Raw genomic sequence first — 17,452 nt, 5'->3', positions numbered from 1 at the left:
TTATGCGTATTGGCCACGGCTATGATGTGCACCGTTTCGCTGAAGGCGATTTCATTACACTGGGCGGCGTGCGCATTGCACACGGCTTCGGGCTGCTCGCTCATTCCGACGGTGACGTCCTGCTGCACGCCTTGAGCGATGCCTTGCTCGGCGCCGCTGCGCTGGGTGATATCGGCAAACATTTCCCGGACACCGACCCGACATACAAAGGCGCCGACAGCCGAGTGCTGTTGCGCCACGTCATCGCACTGATCCACGCCAAGGGCTGGAAAGTCGGCAACGTCGATAACACCATCGTCGCCCAGGCGCCGAAAATGGCCCCGCATATCGAATCGATGCGCGCGCTGATTGCCGCGGATCTTCAAGTTGAGTTGGATCAAGTGAACGTGAAAGCTACCACCACCGAAAAGCTCGGCTTTGTCGGTCGCGAAGAAGGCATTGCCGTGCACTCCATTGCCTTGTTGCTGCGCGCATGAACGAACTGCAATTGCTCGGCCCGCGGGCCTATGGCGAAGCCCTCGGCACTGCAGTGCTGAAAGCCACGGCGGAAGATTTCCAGGTCGATGAAGTCCTCAACATTCCCCTCAGTGGCGACGGCGAGCACTTGTGGATCTGGGTGGAAAAACGCGGTCTGAATACCGAAGAAGCGGCACGACGGATCGCCAAGGCGGCGGGCGTGCCATTGCGCACCGTCAGTTACGCGGGCCTCAAGGATCGTCAGGCGCTGACTCGCCAATGGTTCAGCGTGCAACTACCGGGCAAGGCTGATCCTGATCTGTCGGCGGCAGAAAACGATACGCTGAAGATCCTCAAGACCGGCCGGCACAAACGCAAGCTGCAACGCGGTGCTCACTCGGCCAATGGTTTCACGTTGCGACTGACGCAATTCGCTGGCGACAAAGCGGCGATCGACGAGCGTCTGCAACTGATCGCCAAGCAAGGTATTCCCAATTATTTCGGCGCCCAGCGTTTTGGGTTTGACGGCGGTAACGTGGTCGATGCCCGTGCCTGGGCGGCGCGTAAAGCGTTGCCGGAGCAGCGCAACGTGCGTTCGCGTCTGCTCTCTACGGCGCGCAGCTTTCTGTTTAATCAGGTGTTGGCGGCGCGTGTCGCCGATGGCACCTGGCAGCGTGCCCTGGTTGGCGATCTGCTGGCCTTCACCGACAGTCGCAGCTTCTTTCCGGCCGGTGAAGCCGAGTGCAGCGACCCGCGCCTGGCGATTCTCGATCTGCACCCGACCGGTCCGCAGTGGGGCGAAGGTGACTCGCCGGCCACTGGCGCTGTCCATGAACTGGAGCAGGCAATCGCCACGCGCGAAGCGGACTTGCGTGATTGGTTGATTAACGCCGGTATGAGCCACGAACGTCGCATCCTGCGACTGCCCATTGGTGGGTTGACGTGGCATTATCCCGAGCCTGACATTCTGCAACTGGAATTCGTCCTTCCGGCCGGATGCTTTGCCACCGTATTGGTGCGCGAGCTTGTTGATCTGGTGCCGGTGGGGCAGACGGACAGCCCATGCGTATTCTGATTTCTAACGACGATGGGGTAACCGCACCCGGTCTCGCCGCGCTTTATGCTGCGCTGGCGGATTACACCGAATGCGTGGTTATCGCCCCGGACCAAGACAAAAGCGGCGCCAGCAGCTCGCTGACGCTCGACCGTCCGTTACACCCGCAAACCCTGGCCAACGGCTTTATCAGCCTCAATGGCACACCGACCGATTGCGTGCACCTGGGCCTTAATGGCTTGCTGGAGTGCGAGGCGGACATGGTGGTTTCAGGTATCAACCTGGGCGCCAACCTGGGTGATGACGTGTTGTATTCCGGCACCGTGGCGGCAGCCCTTGAGGGACGTTTCCTGGCGCGCCCTTCGTTTGCCTTTTCGTTGGTCTCACGGCAAGTGGAGAACCTTCCCACAGCCGCGTACTTCGCGCGCAAACTGGTAGAGGCTCACGCGGACCTTGAACTGCCACCGCGTACGGTACTGAACGTGAACATTCCGAATTTGCCGCTGGACCATATTCGCGGTGTTCAACTGACCCGCCTCGGTCATCGCGCACGTGCTGCGGCGCCGATCAAAGTGGTCGATCCGCGCGGCAAATCCGGTTACTGGATTGCGGCGGCGGGGGATGCCGAAGATGGCGGCCCGGGCACCGATTTTCATGCGGTGATGCAAGGCTATGTTTCAATCACCCCACTGCAACTGGATCGCACCTTTAATGATGCCTTCAGAAGTCTCGATGGCTGGCTGGAGGGGCTGAACTAATGGCTCGTGAACAAGACGATATTCTGCGTCGTGGTATCGGGATGACCTCGCAACGGACTCGTGAGCGCCTCATTCAACGCCTGTATGAAGAAGGAATTTCCAACGCCAAGGTGCTGGAAGTCATTCGCCGTACACCGCGTCACCTGTTTGTCGACGAGGCGCTGGCTCATCGTGCCTACGAAGACACGGCACTGCCGATCGGCAATAACCAGACCATCTCGCAGCCTTATATGGTGGCTCGCATGAGCGAGCTGCTGCTGGAGGCAGGTCCTCTCGACAAGGTGATGGAAATCGGCACCGGCTCGGGCTATCAGACGGCGGTACTGTCGCAACTGGTCGAACGGGTATTTTCAGTCGAGCGCATCAAGGTTCTGCAGGACCGGGCCAAGGAACGCCTGGTGGAACTGAACCTGCGCAACGTAGTGTTCCGCTGGGGCGATGGTTGGGAAGGCTGGCCGGCGCTGGCGCCTTACAACGGCATTATCGTGACGGCGGTGGCGACCGATGTACCTCAGGCGCTGCTCGATCAGTTGGCACCGGGAGGGCGGCTGGTGATTCCGGTCGGCTCGGGCGAGGTTCAACAATTGATGCTGATCATCCGGGAAGAGCAGGGCTTTTCCCGGCGTGTGCTGGGGGCTGTTCGCTTCGTCCCGTTGCTCAATGGGCCACTGGCCTGAGCATTTGTTTCAGGGCGCTGAATTCTCTTCGATTGCTTGTGTCTTACACCGGCATCGATCAGTTAAACGGATTTCATCGTCAGGCAGCAAACGTGTGCGCGAAGCCATTTCGCTTCATTAAAGGTAAAGCCTGCACGGCTCGTTATACTTGCGACATTTCATGCCGGAACACGGCAATCCACATTTTCAGCCACCACAAAGGGAGCGGCGGGTGAGTCTCACAGTCATTGCGCAGCGAATGGGTAAAACGAGCTTTCAGCGCCTGGTGACTGGCCTTGTCTTGAGCACCTTGCTGGTAGGTTGCTCCAGCAACAAGTCGAGTGATGTTCGCGTCGTCGATCGCAACAAAGCCGTCGCCCAGCGTCCGGCAGTGACCACGGGTCAATACGTCGTCCGGCCTAAAGACACCTTGTTCTCCATTGCCTTTCGCTACGGTTGGGACTACAAAGCCCTCGCGGCACGCAACAACATTCCTACGCCTTACACGATCCATCCGGGTCAGACGATTCGCTTTGACGGTCGCACCGGTTCAACGCCGACGCCGATGGCCAGCACCGCCGATTCAACGCCTTCTTCGTCGCTGAAAACCACGGTAATCCGGCGCCAGGCGAATGGCGCAACCACCAGTACAGCGGTGGTTACACCGTCCGTCGGCAGCAAGCCGACCCCTGCTCCGATGCCTCCTGCCGGTCCGGCCCCGACCGGCTGGGGGTGGCCATCTAATGGCATTCTTATTGGAAAATTCTCTTCAAACGGGAGTTTGAATAAAGGAATTGATATCGCCGGGGATTTGGGACAGCCTGTTTTAGCTGCGTCTGATGGGACGGTGGTATACGCCGGGAGTGGCTTAAGGGGCTACGGCGAATTAGTCATCATCAAACACAGCGACACCTACGTCAGTGCCTACGGACATAACCGCAGGCTGTTGGTTCGGGAGGGGCAGCAGGTCAAGGTCGGACAGACAATTGCCGAAATGGGGTCAACGGGTACAGACCGGGTGAAGCTGCATTTTGAGATTCGCCGACAAGGTAAACCAGTAGATCCGCTGCAATTCCTGCCACGTCGTTGATCGCTTTCCAGCCTGTTCCGTCGCGTAGAGGGAACAGGTTCCAGCGTTGCCAGGGATAAAGGCGCCGCTTGAGCCTGAGGTCGAACTCACCAAAGGACTATAACAATGGCTCTCAGTAAAGAAGTGCCGGAGTTTGACATCGACGATGAGGTTCTCCTGATGGAGACCGGCATCGGTACGGATTCGATGTCGAATGATGAAGGGGCTGCTCCACCTTCCGTTCGTGCCAAATCCAAACACTCCGCCTCGTTAAAGCAACACAAGTACATTGACTACACGCGTGCGCTCGATGCCACGCAGCTGTACCTCAATGAGATTGGTTTTTCCCCCCTGCTATCCCCCGAAGAAGAAGTTCATTTTGCGCGCTTGTCGCAAAGTGGAGATCCGGCCGGGCGCAAACGCATGATTGAAAGTAACCTGCGGCTGGTGGTGAAAATCGCCCGGCGTTACGTCAATCGGGGTCTGTCGCTGCTTGACCTGATCGAAGAGGGCAACCTCGGTCTTATCCGGGCGGTAGAGAAGTTCGACCCCGAACGCGGCTTCCGCTTTTCGACCTACGCGACCTGGTGGATTCGTCAGACCATCGAGCGCGCGATCATGAACCAGACCCGGACCATCCGGTTGCCGATTCATGTGGTCAAAGAGCTCAACGTGTACCTGCGGGCTGCACGGGAGCTGACGCAAAAACTCGATCACGAACCCTCACCCGAAGAAATTGCCAACCTGCTGGAAAAACCGGTGGGCGAGGTCAAGCGCATGCTCGGCCTGAACGAACGGGTTTCTTCGGTCGACGTCTCACTGGGTCCGGATTCGGATAAAACCCTGCTGGACACCCTTACCGATGACCGTCCAACCGATCCATGTGAACTGTTGCAGGATGACGACCTGTCCCAGAGCATTGATCAATGGCTCTCGGAGTTGACCGACAAGCAACGCGAAGTGGTGATACGCCGCTTCGGCCTGCGCGGTCACGAGAGCAGCACGCTTGAAGATGTAGGCCTGGAAATTGGCCTGACCCGGGAGCGGGTCAGACAGATTCAGGTTGAAGGCCTGAAGCGTCTTCGGGAGATTCTCGAGAAGAACGGCCTGTCGAGCGAGTCGCTGTTTCAATAAGTAATTTTCTGGCTGGCATTAAAAAGCCCCGACTGTTCGGGGTTTTTTATTGCCTGGAAGACAGGCTGGGAGTTCCGTCCGTAGTTCCTCTGGTTTGTAGTCTCCCGCTGTAAGAGTTTGCTTACTCTTTCGTAAGTGTTCGCTAATTTCAATGCGTAGCAGTCGTACATATTCCTACAAGAGCGAAGATTAACTTATTGATTTGTATGCTTATTTTTTTATGTGAATAGCGTGTGACAGAAAACTTCAGCTATTGGAGGCGATTGCTCTTGGTAGGGAATTCTCTAGTATCTGAACTGTGTCGACGGACAGACACACCCTTCAAGGATGAGGGGAAGGACATCGCAGGAAGCGATTCATCAGGACGATGAAAAGGAACACAGGGAATAGGGAAAAAATGTGGGCGGGTCAAACCGCCCCTTTTTTTGCCTGCAGAAAAGCAAAAAGGCCCACAAGGGGCCTTTTCGGGAACGCGGGGGCAATCAGCGTTCGAGATCTTTGATCTTGCCTTTGACACCATCCCACTCTTCGGCATCGGGCAAAGATTCTTTCTTCTCGGTGATGTTGGGCCAGATTTCCGCCAGCTCAACGTTCAGCTGAATGAATTGCTGCATGTCTTCCGGGACTTCATCTTCGGAGAAGATGGCCACGGCAGGGCATTCTGGTTCGCACAGTGCGCAGTCGATGCACTCATCCGGGTGAATCACCAGGAAATTCGGGCCTTCGTAAAAGCAGTCCACCGGACACACTTCTACGCAGTCGGTGTACTTGCACTTGATGCAGTTGTCGGTGACGACGAAGGTCATTTCTAATTTTCTCCTCAGGCGGCGGCAGCGGAGCCCCTTCACGTTGGGGTCGCCAGGTTTGGGAGCGATAGTCTGCTGGTCAGGCTATAAGCCAGCAGCATCCCAAACCGCGCGAGATTCTAACAGCTTGCAGGCAAGTGCGTTAGATCCGTGTCTTTAGTGTATAGAGCATTTCGAGCGCACGACGCGGCGTCATGTCGTCCAGATCAAGTTTGGCCAGATCATCCAGCACCGGATGCGGCAGGCTGGCGAACATGTCGCTCTGTTGCGGCGTGGCTGGTTTGCCTTTGGCGGTCTTGGGAGCTTCATGAGGCAGTGCGGTCGCTTCCAGCCGGCCCAAGTGTTCGCGAGCGCGCACGATCACTTCGCTCGGCACACCGGCCAACTGCGCTACCGCAAGGCCGTAGCTTTGGCTGGCAGGCCCTGGCAGCACGTGGTGCAGGAACACGATGCGTTCGTTGTGCTCGGTGGCGTTAAGGTGGACGTTAGCCACCAATGGCTGGGCTTCCGGCAACACGGTCAGCTCGAAGTAGTGGGTGGCAAACAGCGTATAAGCCCGCAGATGCGCCAGGCGTTCGGCCGCCGCCCACGCCAGGGACAGACCGTCGAAGGTGCTGGTGCCGCGACCGACTTCGTCCATCAGCACCAGGCTGCGCTCGGTGGCGTTGTGCAGAATGTTCGCGGTTTCGCTCATTTCAACCATGAAGGTCGAACGTCCGCCGGCCAGGTCATCACTGGAACCGATCCGGGTAAAGATCCTATCCACCAGAGACAACTCGCAACTGGCCGCCGGCACGAAGCTGCCGATGTGTGCCAGCAGCACGATCAGTGCGGTCTGGCGCATGTAGGTGGATTTACCGCCCATGTTCGGACCGGTAATCACCAACATGCGGGTGTTGTCATCGAGGCTCAGGTCGTTGGCCACGAACGGCGTGGTCAGCACTTGCTCGACCACCGGGTGACGACCCTGGCTGATGCGCATGCACGGCTCGCTGACGAAGCGCGGACAGTTCAGATCGAGGTTCAGCGCGCGCTCGGCAAGGTTGCTCAGCACGTCCAGTTCGGCCAGTGCCGCCGCGGTGTCCTGCAACGGCGGCAACTGGGCGATCAAATCTTCGAGCAGTGCTTCATAGAGCATCTTCTCGCGCGCCAGGGCGCGGCTCTTCGCCGACAGGGCCTTGTCCTCGAATGCCTTCAGTTCCGGCGTAATGAAGCGCTCGGCACCTTTCAACGTCTGGCGACGGATATAGTCTGCCGGCGCCGATTCAGCCTGCTTGCTTGGTAACTCGATGAAGTAGCCATGAATGCGGTTGTAACCGACTTTCAGGTGCGACAGACCGGTACGGGCCTTCTCGCGGGCTTCGAGGTCGATCAGGAATTGCCCGGCGTTTTCGCTGAGCGATTGCAAATCGTCCAGTTCGGCGTCGTATCCGGTTTTTAACACGCCGCCGTCACGGATAACGGCCGGTGGGTTGTCGATGATGGCTTTTGCCAGCAGCGCCGCCAGTTCCGGGTAGATGCTGGTGGTCTTCGCCAGTTGAATGATGTGCGGAGCTTCCAGCTCCGTCATCGCCACTTGCAACTCAGGCAATGCACCAAGCGCATCGCGCAGGCGAGCCAGGTCGCGAGGACGGGCATTACGCAGGCCGATCCGCGCCAGGATCCGCTCGATGTCGCCGATTTCCTTGAGCTGCGGTTGCAGTTTCTCGAAACGGTAACCGTCGAGCAGGCAGGTGATCGAGGTCTGGCGCGCCAGCAATACGGTCAAATCCCGCAGCGGGCGGTTCAGCCAGCGGGTCAGCAGACGGCTGCCCATGGCGGTCTGGCAGCGATCGACCACCGATTGCAACGTGTTGTCGCGACCGCCGGCCAGGTTGGTGTCCAGTTCCAGGTTGCGACGGCTCGCGCCGTCCAGCACCACGGTGTCGTCCAGGCGTTCATGGCGCAGGCTGCGCAAATGGGGCAGGGCGGTGCGCTGGGTTTCCTTGGCGTAGCTGAGCAGGCAACCGGCGGCGCCGATGGCCAGGGTCAGGTTCTCGCAGCCGAAACCTTTCAGGTCCTGGGTGGAAAACTGCTGGCAAAGACTTTTCAGTGCCGAGTCACGCTCGAAATCCCACGGCGCGCGGCGACGAACCCCACGACGTTTCTCCGCCGGCAGGTCTTTCGGCCAATCGTCCGGGATCATCAGTTCTACCGGATTGACCCGCTCCAGTTCCGCCAGCAGGTTTTCCCAGCCCTTGATCTCCAGCACGGTGAAGTTGCCGCTGGTGATATCCAGCACCGCCAGGCCGAACAGACGCTCGTCACCCAGCACCGCTGCGATCAGGTTGTCCCGACGCTCATCCAGCAGCGCTTCATCGCTGACCGTACCCGGCGTGATGATCCGCACCACCTGACGATCCACCGGTCCCTTGCTGGTCGCCGGGTCGCCGACCTGCTCACAGATCACCACCGACTCGCCGAGCTTGACCAGTTTCGCCAGGTAACCTTCCGCGGCGTGGTAAGGAATCCCACACATCGGAATCGCCTGGCCCGCCGACTGCCCACGGGCGGTCAAGGTGATGTCCAGCAACTTGGCGGCCTTCTTCGCGTCTTCATAGAAGATCTCGTAGAAGTCGCCCATGCGGTAGAACATCAACTGGTCAGGGTGCTGGTTTTTCAGGCGCCAGTACTGCTGCATCATTGGCGTGTGGGAGGACAGATCAGAAAGGGCTTTATTCATCGGATAATCAGGCAAATTCGTTGAAAGGTGTAGGGCAAAGGAGGGGCATCGGCCCGGCTTTTCCGCGATGGGCGCAAGGTTAACATGGGCGGTCCACCCGACGCAGGCATGAAAGCCCCGCGATACATTTCTTCGGTGTATGCACCGCATATGCGCAATTTATGCAATTTGGCATTTGTCTTCCGCGAAAAGAACAAGCACTATGCGTTTTATGCAAAAACGCAATGTTTCTACCGTCTTAAGAGCGCTGCTCGATCAGGCCGGGATCTCCCCCACGGAGCTTCACCGTCGTACCGGCGTGCCTCAATCCACTCTCTCGCGGATCCTCAGCGGGAAGATCGTCGATCCCTCGGACAAACACATCTCGAAGATCGCCGAGTACTTCGGCGTGAGCACCGACCAGTTGCGGGGGCGAGCGGATGTCGTGCCGGCAGCCAGCGCCGGGCGCGATCAATTGCATTCGGAACTCAAGGACATAAGTCTGTGGGACGACGATACGCCCGTCGATGATGACGAGGTCTCGGTCCCCTTTCTTCGCGAGGTTGAATTGGCTGCAGGATCAGGAAGATTCGTCATCGAAGAAAGCGAGCGCTCTAGCCTGCGTTTCGGCAAGCGGAGTCTGCGCCACAACGGCGTGCAGTTCGACCAGGCCAAATGCGTGACCGTGCGCGGCAACAGTATGTTGCCGGTGCTGCGCGACGGCGCCACGGTAGGCGTCAACGCCGGCAAGTGCGGGATTGGTGACATCGTCGACGGTGACCTCTACGCCATCAACCACAACGGCCAGTTGCGAGTGAAACAGCTTTATCGCCTGCCGACAGGGATACGCCTGCGCAGCTTCAATCGCGATGAGCATCCAGACGAGGACTACACCTTCCAGGAAATCCAGGAAGAGCAGATTGTCATCCTCGGTCACGTCTTCTGGTGGGGCATGTACGCCCGTTAGCCTCACCGCTGTCAGATAAAACCCACCACTGAGTGGGTTTTTTTTCGCCTGCAAAAAACCACCAGCGCCTTTGTCTGCAGGGCGTTAATGCGTTTGTGCATTTCTATCGCACAAATAAATGCGTTGGCGCATTGACTGTGTATGCATCAATGCATATTCTTTGTCTCAAGCCGCTCAACAAAGCAGCTCGAAACGAAGATCTCTAGTTCCACCACCAAGGCAGCGATGAACCGGCCTCAACGGTTCAGAGGGTTGGCAACTGACCCGGGTGTGCAGCGTAAAGCACCGCAAGCAGTTATCCGGCGGGCAGGGACCGCGGTCGGAAAAATAATATGAATGGGCCCGTACCGCGCCAGTAGCGCCGAAAGGTCGACGCGAAGGATCGCATTCTGAAAAGTCCGGTTAGCGCCGGGCATTTTTGGAATGCCCACCTGATGTAGGCAGATATTGAAATTAATAGGGATATGAACATGAAAAAATACGCACGCGTTGTTGAAGGCAAAGTCGACAACATCTTCGAAACAATTAACCCCATTACCGATGAGTTTCCATCCGATCAGCTCTGGGTGGAGGTCACTGGGTTGTCCACTAACCAGGTCGACTATTCCTACAACGCAGTGAACACCGACGGAGTATGGAGCTTCAACTCGGGTTTCCCTTGGCCACAATCGCCGCTGGGTGAGCAGCTGCGCAATGAGAAAGCCCAGCGACTCGACAAGATTACGGCCAGCGTTGAATCCACGGCGTTGCAATTCAAAGTAGATCTTGGGCACGCCACTGCCGCTGAAGAAGCTTACCTGCTTGCCTACAAGCAGTTTTGCGTCGCCTTCCAACAAGTCAATAAACAGCCGGATTTTCCGCTGACCATCGTATGGCCTGAGTTGGCATAAGAGCGCCACGGTTTGTTCAACCGCCGCTGTAGGCGAAGGACCGCATTACTGAAAAGCCCGGCCAGCACCGGGCTTTTTGGAATGCCTATCTACCGTCAGGCATCTCAAGAGACACCGTTTGAAAGACGCACACACACACACACACACACACACACACATCACTCATCAATCACCCCCCCCCAGGAGGCGTGACATGACAAACGAGCAACAAGCGTTGCTGGAGATGCCGATCTGGCTCGTCATCGTCCTCGCCCTGGTGGGTGGGGTGTCCGGCGAAATGTGGCGCGCCGACAAGGAGGGCGCCCGCGGCTGGTCATTGCTGCGGCGTCTGGCCTTGCGATCCGGGGCCTGCATGGTCTGCGGGGTCTCGGCCATCATGCTGCTGTATGCCGCCGGCGTGTCGATCTGGACGGCTTGCGCATTCGGTTGCCTGACGGCGATGGCTGGGGCAGACGTTGCCATTGGCCTTTATGAGCGCTGGGCGGCCAAGCGGATTGGCGTTTGCGAAGTGCCGCCGCGAGATACCCGCCAGGATCGCTGAACACAAAGCCCAATGGACTGGCGAGCAGCGGTGCCGACCGGCATCCGACCCGCAAGGATGCGGGTTTCCCAAGGCCAAGTACCTTTCACTCAAACCCGCACTTAAGCGGGTTTTTATTACCCGATGAAACCCCCATGAAGATCACTCCGCTGATCGACCCTCTGCATGATCATTGCCCAAGTCTTGTACATCGAGTCGCCGACGGCATTTTGGAGGCTATATGACTGTTACGCAGCAACAACTACAAATCGTTATGCCCAACGCCTGCTCCCAAGCGGGCGTTTTCATTTCCGCACTCAACACAGCCATGACCCGCCACAACATCAACACCCCGAAACGCATCGCTGCGTTTCTTGCGCAAGTCGGCCACGAGTCGGGGCAGTTGCAGCACGTGCGTGAGTTGGGCAGCGTTCAATATATGAAAAAGTACGACACAGGCGCACTGTCTGTACGCCTGGGTAATACGCCAGAGGCCGACGGCGACGGGCAAAAATACCGTGGCCGAGGCCTGATTCAGATCACGGGTCGCGACAATTACCGTCAGTGCAGTCTCGGACTCTTCGGTGATGATCGTTTGCTGTTTTTACCAGCACTTCTGGAAAAACCCCGGTGGGCCGCTGAATCGGCTGCCTGGTTCTGGGAGCGCAATGGCTTCAACGAACTGGCCGACCGTGACCAGTTCAACAGCATCACCCGTCGCATCAACGGCGGCCTGAACGGTTTACAGGACCGCTTGCAACTCTGGGCGCGGGCGAGGGCGGTGTTATGTCAGCCGTCGGTTTGATGCCGATGTCTTACCGCATCATTGGCGTTGTTGTGTTTCTGGCTGTGTTGTCTGGTGGCTCGGCGGCGCTGAGGTGGCGCTTTCAGGGTTGGCGTTATGGCCGGCAACTGGCGGAACAGGCAGCGTGCAACGAATTATCGCCATCACCGATGCCCGGAACCGCGGACTGATTGCCTTACAAGCCTGTCAGGCTTATATCAGAGCCCTCGCTCGCTAACATTTTGATCGATCCTGCGCCTTGCAAGCGTTATCCGCTCGTGTACGGTAGTTCTCATTCCGCTTGCTCAGGAGATGACCGTGAAAGAAATCACCCAACTGGCCGCTGAACTTGGCCGGCGCTTGCGGGTTCTCAATGCCCATGTCACCGCTGCAGAGTCCTGCACCGGCGGCGGGATCAGCGAGGCGATCACCCGCATTCCCGGGAGTTCGGCGTGGTTCGAGGCCGGGTATGTCACTTATTCCAACCGTCAGAAAACCTTGCAACTGAATGTACCCGAGGTGTTGTTCGAGACAGCGGGGGCGGTCAGTCGTGAGGTGGTCGAGGCCATGGTCCGGGGCGCGCAGGAGAAAAGCCAGGCGCGATTTGCCGTAGCGGTGAGTGGTGTGGCGGGACCGGATGGTGGTTCGCCGAGGAAACCGGTGGGTACCGTGTGGCTGGCCTGGGGCGTTGGAGAACAGGTGTTCAGCGAGGTGCAGTACTTTCGAGGCAGCCGTGACGAGGTCCGCCGACAAACGGTGAAGGCCGCGCTAGAGGGGCTGCTGCGCCATGTCGCTGGAGAAATCTCAAATCAGGGGTAGGCGATCCTGAAACGCTGTGGAATAATACTGGCTACTTATACAGGTGTTGGCCGTCAGGCCTTATTGATTACGTGAGGACTTTAATGGACGACAACAAGAAGAAAGCCTTGGCTGCGGCCCTGGGTCAGATCGAACGTCAATTCGGCAAGGGTGCCGTAATGCGTATGGGCGATCAGGACCGTCAGGCGATCCCGGCTATTTCCACTGGCTCTCTGGGTCTGGACATCGCGCTCGGCATTGGCGGTCTGCCAAAAGGCCGTATCGTTGAAATCTACGGTCCTGAATCCTCCGGTAAAACCACGCTGACCCTGTCGGTCATCGCCCAGGCTCAAAAAGCTGGCGCGACCTGTGCGTTTGTCGATGCTGAACACGCCCTCGATCCTGAATACGCCGGCAAATTGGGCGTCAATGTCGACGACCTGCTGGTTTCGCAGCCGGACACCGGCGAGCAAGCCCTGGAAATCACCGACATGCTGGTGCGTTCCAACGCGGTTGACGTGATCATCGTCGACTCCGTGGCGGCCCTGGTTCCAAAGGCTGAAATCGAAGGCGAAATGGGCGACATGCACGTGGGCCTGCAAGCCCGTCTGATGTCCCAGGCGCTGCGTAAAATCACCGGTAACATCAAGAATGCCAACTGCTTGGTTATCTTCATCAACCAGATCCGTATGAAAATCGGTGTGATGTTCGGCAGCCCGGAAACCACCACCGGTGGTAACGCGCTGAAGTTCTACGCTTCGGTTCGTCTGGACATCCGCCGTACTGGCGCGGTGAAAGAAGGTGACGAGGTTGTCGGTAGCGAAACCCGCGTCAAGGTTGTGAAGAACAAGGTGGCTTCGCCATTCCGTCAGGCCGAGTTCCAGATTCTTTACGGCAAGGGCATCTACCTTAACGGTGAGATGATCGACTTGGGCGTGCTGCACGGTTTCGTCGAGAAGTCCGGCGCCTGGTATGCCTATGAAGGCACCAAGATCGGTCAGGGCAAGGCTAACTCGGCCAAGTTCCTGGCAGACAATCCGGAAATCGCCGCCAAGCTCGAGAAGCAACTGCGCGACAAGTTGCTGACTCCAGCGCCGGACGTTAAAGCATCGCCAGTCAAAGAGACTGCTGATGACCTGGCTGACGCTGATATCTGATTGATCCGATGACCGCCGTACTCGATACACTCGTCGCGGTGCGGCGAACCGCAATGGACCTGCTCGCTCGACGCGAGCACGGTCGAGTCGAGTTGACGCGTAAACTGCGTCAACGCGGCGCCCTCCCTGAAATGATCGACACGGCACTCGACCGCTTGACGGAAGAAGGCTTGCTGTCCGAATCACGTTATCTAGAAAGCTTTGTTTCCTACCGTGCCCGTTCCGGTTATGGCCCTTTGCGTATTCGTGAAGAGTTGAGCCAGCGCGGCCTGCAGCGTACCGACATCGAACTTGCTTTGCGCGAGAGTGGTATCAACTGGCAGGAACAACTGGAAGACACCTGGCGGCGAAAGTTTTCCGGGCATTTGCCGATAGACGCCGGGGAACGTGCCAAACAGGGCAGGTTCCTGAGTTATCGGGGATATTCCATGGAAATGATCAGCCGCTTGTTCAGTGGCCGAGGGATGGACGATTGACTGAAACGGCTCGCTATTTCGATAGCGGGCCGTTTTTTTTGCTTACGTAACCTTGGACGGTTCCCGCGAGCGCTGTTGCGCCTGGGGTTGGGATTGTGCCCAGTTTTCCGGCAGGTTGATGTAGTCCACCAGTTCCCGCAGGCGTCCATGATCACGGGCGTTGAAGGTGAAAGCGAGTCGTGCCAGGTGGCTGAACTGCGCTTCGTCGTGTTCCTCTCCGCTGTAGGCATGTTGATGGAAGTGATCGCTCAGACAGAGGTCGGCAAAGGCCTCTTGCATGTGTTCGAGCGCCTGGTCGTTGAGCTTGTGATTCATGCGGATCACGAATTGATGCTTGAGCCAGCGACTGGAGTGAAAGTTACTGTAGAACTGGTTGATCTGCTCAACAGCGTCTTCCGCGCTGTAGACCAGACTGACAAGTTTCATATCGGTCGGCAGGATGTAGCGATTTTCCTCCAGTTGATGGTGGATGAAGTCCAGCGCACCTTGCCAGAACTTGCCGCCGGGCGCGTCCAGCAATATCACGGGCACCAGCGGACTTTTGCCTGTCTGGATCAGTGTCAGCACTTCCAGCGCTTCATCCAGGGTGCCGAAACCGCCAGGGCACAGGACCAGCGCATCGGCTTCCTTGACGAAAAACAACTTGCGGGTAAAGAAGAAGTGGAAGGGCAGCAGGTTGGTGGTGCCATTGACGGTGGGATTGGCATGTTGCTCGAAGGGCAGGGTGATATTGAATCCCAGGCTGTGTTCCAGGCCAGCACCTTCGTGGGCCGCCGCCATGATGCCGCCACCGGCACCGGTAATGACCATCAGGTCCGAGCGCGCCAGCTCGGCGCCAAGTTCCCGGGCCAGACCGTATAAGGGATGTTCTATAGGTGTTCGGGCCGAGCCAAAGACAGTGACCTTTCGGCGCCCCCTGAATTGCTCCAGAACACGGAAAGCGTGTTCCAGTTCACGCAGGGCTTGAAGGGTGATCTTGGCATTCCAGCGGTTGTGATCTTCCTGGGCCATGCGTAGCACGGTCAGGATCATGTCGCGGTAAATCGGGATGTTGGGGCTGTTGGGTGAAACCAGGTTGAGTTGCTCTTCGACCTTTCTGATGAGGTCGTGGCCGCTTTCTTCAAAATGACGGCTCAGTAGGTCATTCGGTTGGTAAGGCATCAACTTCTCCTTCCATACAGGCTCTGTTTTTCCCTTGGATGAAGGAAACATTGGCACAACAAGTCACATATTGGGCAGCCCCTTTCCTGCCCTGAAAAGTAAACGTGAACACTATGAATTTAGACCCTCATAGTGTTTTTCGCTGACTGATCATTGCGCCGCAAAGTCTTTCCTGGCAACCGCTTATTGGGGATTTGCAAGGTGCTTTCACCGCTCGTCCGAACACAAGGCGAGTGTCCGACAGTCTGATTTACTGAATTACAGGCACCACACGACAACTTTGCGTCAAAGGCAGGACGCTCGTTACAAGCTGTTGAAGGATTTTTATCGCTCAAGCAAGGGCGAGAAGCATGGAGGCGGGAAGGTATGACCAGAGTTATTCTGGAGATCGATACGCAACTGTATCGATTACTGAAATCATCGGCCGAGACCAATCATTTGAGTCTTGAAGAGGAGTGTTGCCGACGTCTAGAGGGCGCCGACCGACGCTCGCGTTACTTGCAAGCGCTGTTGGCAGAACTGCGCGCCGAGGATGAACAGCGGCGCGCCAATTCCCAATGATTACTTCTTCTTGGTCGGAGCCGCTTTCGGGCAGTCCGATTCCTGATAGCTGGCGGAGCCGACTGAGCGGTTGGTCTTCACTTCAGTGAAGTCGTAACGCATGACCGCACCCTTGGCCATCAGTTTGCGGAACGATGGGTTGTTGCATACAGAGGCGCCAAGCTGGAAATACACAGCTTTCGGGTCGGCACGCATCTTGTTGGCGTGGCTGCTTTGTACGCTCAGATGATTGATCAGCGTGTTGCCTTCGACGGTGTAGCCCTGATCAAGAATGTCTTCGTTGATCGCCCGTGGAGTACCAACACTGCTTTGTGTGGCGACGTTTCGCAGCTCTCTGTTGAGATTCTGCTCACTCAAGGAAGCAGCCTGAGCGCTGAAGGACGACGCCAGCAAAATGGCAGCGGTGGGAACGATAAGGCGCAGCATGAAACTCTCCTGGTTCAGTGACTGGTGGTTCGACCCGTCACATGACTGTGCGTTCAGTGGCGGCGAATTATAGGGGACGAGGCCTGGACGGTACAGGCTTGCGCCGGCTGCTCTGATAAACTGCCGCCACTTTCTGCCCTGCCGAGTGTTTTTCGTGTCGATTTTCTTCCCCTGCCGGCGTTGCCTTCGATGATCCCAGCAACCCCACGCTTTGCTGCAAACGCAGTAGCCCGCTTGCGCGATGAGCGAGAGGAAGAGGGCATCAAGCCGATTCAGGCCCGAGGCTGGAGGGCGCCGCGTTGCCGAGCCTGCCGCGTGATCGAGAGCCACTGCCTGTGCGCCTGGCGCCCACAGGTCGAGGCCCGTTCTGGCGTGTGCCTGATTATGACGGGCAAGGAAGTGTTCAAACCGAGCAACACCGGTTGGCTGATCGCCGATGTGGTGCGCGATAACCATGCGTTCATCTGGTCGCGTACAGAAGTTGACGAGCAACTGCTGGCGCTGCTGGCCGATCCGCAATGGCAGCCTTATCTGGTGTTTCCGGGAGAGTACGTCGAACCCGAACGTGTCACAAACAGCGTCGATGCCGATAGTTCGAAGCGTCCGCTGTTCATTCTGCTGGATGCCACCTGGACAGAAGCCCGGAAGATTTTCCGCAAAAGCCCCTACTTTGACCGGCTGCCGATCCTGAGCCTGTTGCCCGAGAAGTTATCGCGGTACCGGTTGCGCCGATCGACCCGTAGCGAGCATTTATGCACAGCCGAAGTGGCGGCGTTGTGTCTCGATCTGGCGGGTGATACCGCGGCGGCGTCGGCACTGGACGCTTATTTCGATGTGTTCAGCCAGCATTACCTTGATGCCAAGCATCAGCTTGAAATGAATGTTTCAACACCGGCACACGCCGAACTGATGCCTTTTGTGTAAAACGGCGCCCTGTCCCGCGCCGATTGTCGCCCATACTGCAAAGAACTGTACTGGCCAAGCACCTTGACCACCCCGACTTCGCTGGGCATGCTTGGCGCCGATTAGGGCGCGGCCAAAGTTTGATACGCCGTATTCTTTACGTGGGATAACCATG

19 protein-coding genes and 1 pseudogene are annotated in these 17,452 nt (G+C 57.6%); 16 read left to right on the top strand and 4 right to left on the bottom strand.

Going from position 1 to position 17,452, the window contains the following annotated elements:
• Positions 1–2: 2 nt before the first annotated feature.
• The 6 genes from ispF (at position 3) to rpoS (ending at position 5,127) form a co-directional block, all read left to right on the top strand.
• Positions 3–476 (top strand): 2-C-methyl-D-erythritol 2,4-cyclodiphosphate synthase, encoded by a 474-nt coding sequence (gene ispF, locus BLW70_RS28140; RefSeq protein WP_074879655.1) that lies wholly within the window; start codon positions 3–5, stop codon positions 474–476.
• Entirely contained in the window at positions 473–1,531 is a 1,059-nt protein-coding gene (gene truD / locus BLW70_RS28135) for a tRNA pseudouridine(13) synthase TruD (protein WP_074879652.1), read from the top strand. Before ispF ends, truD begins: the two co-directional genes overlap by 4 nt.
• Complete coding sequence (surE, locus tag BLW70_RS28130; RefSeq protein WP_074879649.1) at positions 1,519–2,268, top strand: 5'/3'-nucleotidase SurE; 750 nt, start codon at positions 1,519–1,521, stop codon at positions 2,266–2,268. Before truD ends, surE begins: the two co-directional genes overlap by 13 nt.
• A 41-nt stretch (positions 2,269–2,309) precedes the next feature.
• Complete coding sequence (locus tag BLW70_RS28125) at positions 2,310–2,945, top strand: protein-L-isoaspartate(D-aspartate) O-methyltransferase (RefSeq protein ID WP_173860469.1); 636 nt, start codon at positions 2,310–2,312, stop codon at positions 2,943–2,945.
• Positions 2,946–3,156: 211 nt separating this feature from the next.
• Entirely contained in the window at positions 3,157–4,014 is an 858-nt protein-coding gene (locus BLW70_RS28120) for a peptidoglycan DD-metalloendopeptidase family protein (RefSeq protein ID WP_074879645.1), read from the top strand.
• A gap of 105 nt (positions 4,015–4,119) precedes the next feature.
• Entirely contained in the window at positions 4,120–5,127 is a 1,008-nt protein-coding gene (rpoS, locus tag BLW70_RS28115; protein WP_008154012.1) for an RNA polymerase sigma factor RpoS, read from the top strand.
• Between the two features lie 482 nt (positions 5,128–5,609).
• Here the strand turns inward: rpoS and fdxA are convergent, their stop codons facing one another.
• Complete coding sequence (gene fdxA, locus BLW70_RS28110; protein ID WP_008154011.1) at positions 5,610–5,933, bottom strand: ferredoxin FdxA; 324 nt, start codon at positions 5,931–5,933, stop codon at positions 5,610–5,612.
• A gap of 142 nt (positions 5,934–6,075) precedes the next feature.
• Positions 6,076–8,655 carry a DNA mismatch repair protein MutS gene (mutS, locus tag BLW70_RS28105; protein ID WP_074879643.1) on the bottom strand — a complete coding sequence of 860 codons (2,580 nt, stop codon included), beginning with the start codon at positions 8,653–8,655 and terminating at the stop codon, positions 6,076–6,078.
• Positions 8,656–8,866: 211 nt separating this feature from the next.
• Here mutS and BLW70_RS28100 point away from each other — a divergent pair, with 211 nt between their 5' ends.
• From BLW70_RS28100 to recX, 8 genes and pseudogenes are all read left to right on the top strand, one after another.
• Positions 8,867–9,601 (top strand): LexA family transcriptional regulator, encoded by a 735-nt coding sequence (locus tag BLW70_RS28100; RefSeq protein WP_074880849.1) that lies wholly within the window; start codon positions 8,867–8,869, stop codon positions 9,599–9,601.
• Positions 9,602–10,071: 470 nt separating this feature from the next.
• The gene (locus BLW70_RS28095) at positions 10,072–10,491 is read left to right on the top strand and encodes a tail fiber assembly protein (protein ID WP_074880846.1); all 420 of its coding nucleotides are present in this window, start codon (positions 10,072–10,074) and stop codon (positions 10,489–10,491) included.
• Between the two features lie 193 nt (positions 10,492–10,684).
• Entirely contained in the window at positions 10,685–11,032 is a 348-nt protein-coding gene (locus tag BLW70_RS28090) for a phage holin family protein (RefSeq protein ID WP_074879641.1), read from the top strand.
• Positions 11,033–11,252: 220 nt separating this feature from the next.
• Positions 11,253–11,816 (top strand): glycoside hydrolase family 19 protein, encoded by a 564-nt coding sequence (locus BLW70_RS28085; protein ID WP_074879639.1) that lies wholly within the window; start codon positions 11,253–11,255, stop codon positions 11,814–11,816.
• Between the two features lie 100 nt (positions 11,817–11,916).
• A pseudogene (locus BLW70_RS31625) lies at positions 11,917–12,033 on the top strand (lysis protein); the annotation flags it as partial.
• 80 nt (positions 12,034–12,113) lie between these two features.
• Complete coding sequence (locus BLW70_RS28075) at positions 12,114–12,614, top strand: CinA family protein (RefSeq protein WP_074880845.1); 501 nt, start codon at positions 12,114–12,116, stop codon at positions 12,612–12,614.
• An 83-nt stretch (positions 12,615–12,697) separates the two neighbouring features.
• The gene (gene recA, locus BLW70_RS28070) at positions 12,698–13,750 is read left to right on the top strand and encodes a recombinase RecA (RefSeq protein ID WP_007907270.1); all 1,053 of its coding nucleotides are present in this window, start codon (positions 12,698–12,700) and stop codon (positions 13,748–13,750) included.
• Between the two features lie 8 nt (positions 13,751–13,758).
• Positions 13,759–14,226 carry a recombination regulator RecX gene (gene recX, locus BLW70_RS28065; RefSeq protein WP_074879636.1) on the top strand — a complete coding sequence of 156 codons (468 nt, stop codon included), beginning with the start codon at positions 13,759–13,761 and terminating at the stop codon, positions 14,224–14,226.
• A 42-nt stretch (positions 14,227–14,268) separates the two neighbouring features.
• Here the strand turns inward: recX and BLW70_RS28060 are convergent, their stop codons facing one another.
• The gene (locus BLW70_RS28060; protein ID WP_074879633.1) at positions 14,269–15,387 is read right to left on the bottom strand and encodes an LOG family protein; all 1,119 of its coding nucleotides are present in this window, start codon (positions 15,385–15,387) and stop codon (positions 14,269–14,271) included.
• Between the two features lie 366 nt (positions 15,388–15,753).
• Between BLW70_RS28060 and BLW70_RS28055 the strand changes: the two genes are divergently transcribed.
• Positions 15,754–15,948 (top strand): hypothetical protein, encoded by a 195-nt coding sequence (locus BLW70_RS28055; RefSeq protein WP_074879630.1) that lies wholly within the window; start codon positions 15,754–15,756, stop codon positions 15,946–15,948.
• Here BLW70_RS28055 and BLW70_RS28050 read toward each other — a convergent pair whose 3' ends face one another.
• Positions 15,949–16,374, bottom strand: coding sequence for a PA3611 family quorum-sensing-regulated virulence factor (locus tag BLW70_RS28050; RefSeq protein ID WP_033053929.1), 426 nt, complete (start codon positions 16,372–16,374; stop codon positions 15,949–15,951).
• Between the two features lie 189 nt (positions 16,375–16,563).
• Between BLW70_RS28050 and BLW70_RS28045 the strand changes: the two genes are divergently transcribed.
• Positions 16,564–17,298, top strand: coding sequence for a tRNA-uridine aminocarboxypropyltransferase (locus tag BLW70_RS28045; RefSeq protein ID WP_074879627.1), 735 nt, complete (start codon positions 16,564–16,566; stop codon positions 17,296–17,298).
• Positions 17,299–17,452 lie beyond the last annotated feature (154 nt).

The organism is Pseudomonas frederiksbergensis, from assembly GCF_900105495.1.
GTDB classification, from domain to species: domain Bacteria; phylum Pseudomonadota; class Gammaproteobacteria; order Pseudomonadales; family Pseudomonadaceae; genus Aquipseudomonas; species Aquipseudomonas frederiksbergensis.
The sequence above is the reverse complement of the archived record's forward strand: the minus strand, read 5'-3'. Positions and strand labels throughout refer to the sequence as shown.

Excerpts from the sequence above, each read along its gene's own strand:
- BLW70_RS28095 (WP_074880846.1), top strand. The coding sequence starts at position 10,072 with ATGAAAAAATACGCACGCGTTGTTGAAGGCAAAGTCGACAACATCTTC.
- surE (WP_074879649.1), top strand. The coding sequence starts at position 1,519 with ATGCGTATTCTGATTTCTAACGACGATGGGGTAACCGCACCCGGTCTC.
- BLW70_RS28085 (WP_074879639.1), top strand. The coding sequence starts at position 11,253 with ATGACTGTTACGCAGCAACAACTACAAATCGTTATGCCCAACGCCTGC.
- BLW70_RS28090 (WP_074879641.1), top strand. The coding sequence starts at position 10,685 with ATGACAAACGAGCAACAAGCGTTGCTGGAGATGCCGATCTGGCTCGTC.
- ispF (WP_074879655.1), top strand. The coding sequence starts at position 3 with ATGCGTATTGGCCACGGCTATGATGTGCACCGTTTCGCTGAAGGCGAT.
- BLW70_RS28125 (WP_173860469.1), top strand. The coding sequence starts at position 2,310 with ATGACCTCGCAACGGACTCGTGAGCGCCTCATTCAACGCCTGTATGAA.
- BLW70_RS28100 (WP_074880849.1), top strand. The coding sequence starts at position 8,867 with ATGCAAAAACGCAATGTTTCTACCGTCTTAAGAGCGCTGCTCGATCAG.
- fdxA (WP_008154011.1), bottom strand. The coding sequence starts at position 5,933 with ATGACCTTCGTCGTCACCGACAACTGCATCAAGTGCAAGTACACCGAC.
- BLW70_RS28060 (WP_074879633.1), bottom strand. The coding sequence starts at position 15,387 with ATGCCTTACCAACCGAATGACCTACTGAGCCGTCATTTTGAAGAAAGC.
- truD (WP_074879652.1), top strand. The coding sequence starts at position 473 with ATGAACGAACTGCAATTGCTCGGCCCGCGGGCCTATGGCGAAGCCCTC.
- recX (WP_074879636.1), top strand. The coding sequence starts at position 13,759 with ATGACCGCCGTACTCGATACACTCGTCGCGGTGCGGCGAACCGCAATG.
- recA (WP_007907270.1), top strand. The coding sequence starts at position 12,698 with ATGGACGACAACAAGAAGAAAGCCTTGGCTGCGGCCCTGGGTCAGATC.
- rpoS (WP_008154012.1), top strand. The coding sequence starts at position 4,120 with ATGGCTCTCAGTAAAGAAGTGCCGGAGTTTGACATCGACGATGAGGTT.
- BLW70_RS28045 (WP_074879627.1), top strand. The coding sequence starts at position 16,564 with ATGATCCCAGCAACCCCACGCTTTGCTGCAAACGCAGTAGCCCGCTTG.
- BLW70_RS28055 (WP_074879630.1), top strand. The coding sequence starts at position 15,754 with ATGACCAGAGTTATTCTGGAGATCGATACGCAACTGTATCGATTACTG.
- mutS (WP_074879643.1), bottom strand. The coding sequence starts at position 8,655 with ATGAATAAAGCCCTTTCTGATCTGTCCTCCCACACGCCAATGATGCAG.
- BLW70_RS28050 (WP_033053929.1), bottom strand. The coding sequence starts at position 16,374 with ATGCTGCGCCTTATCGTTCCCACCGCTGCCATTTTGCTGGCGTCGTCC.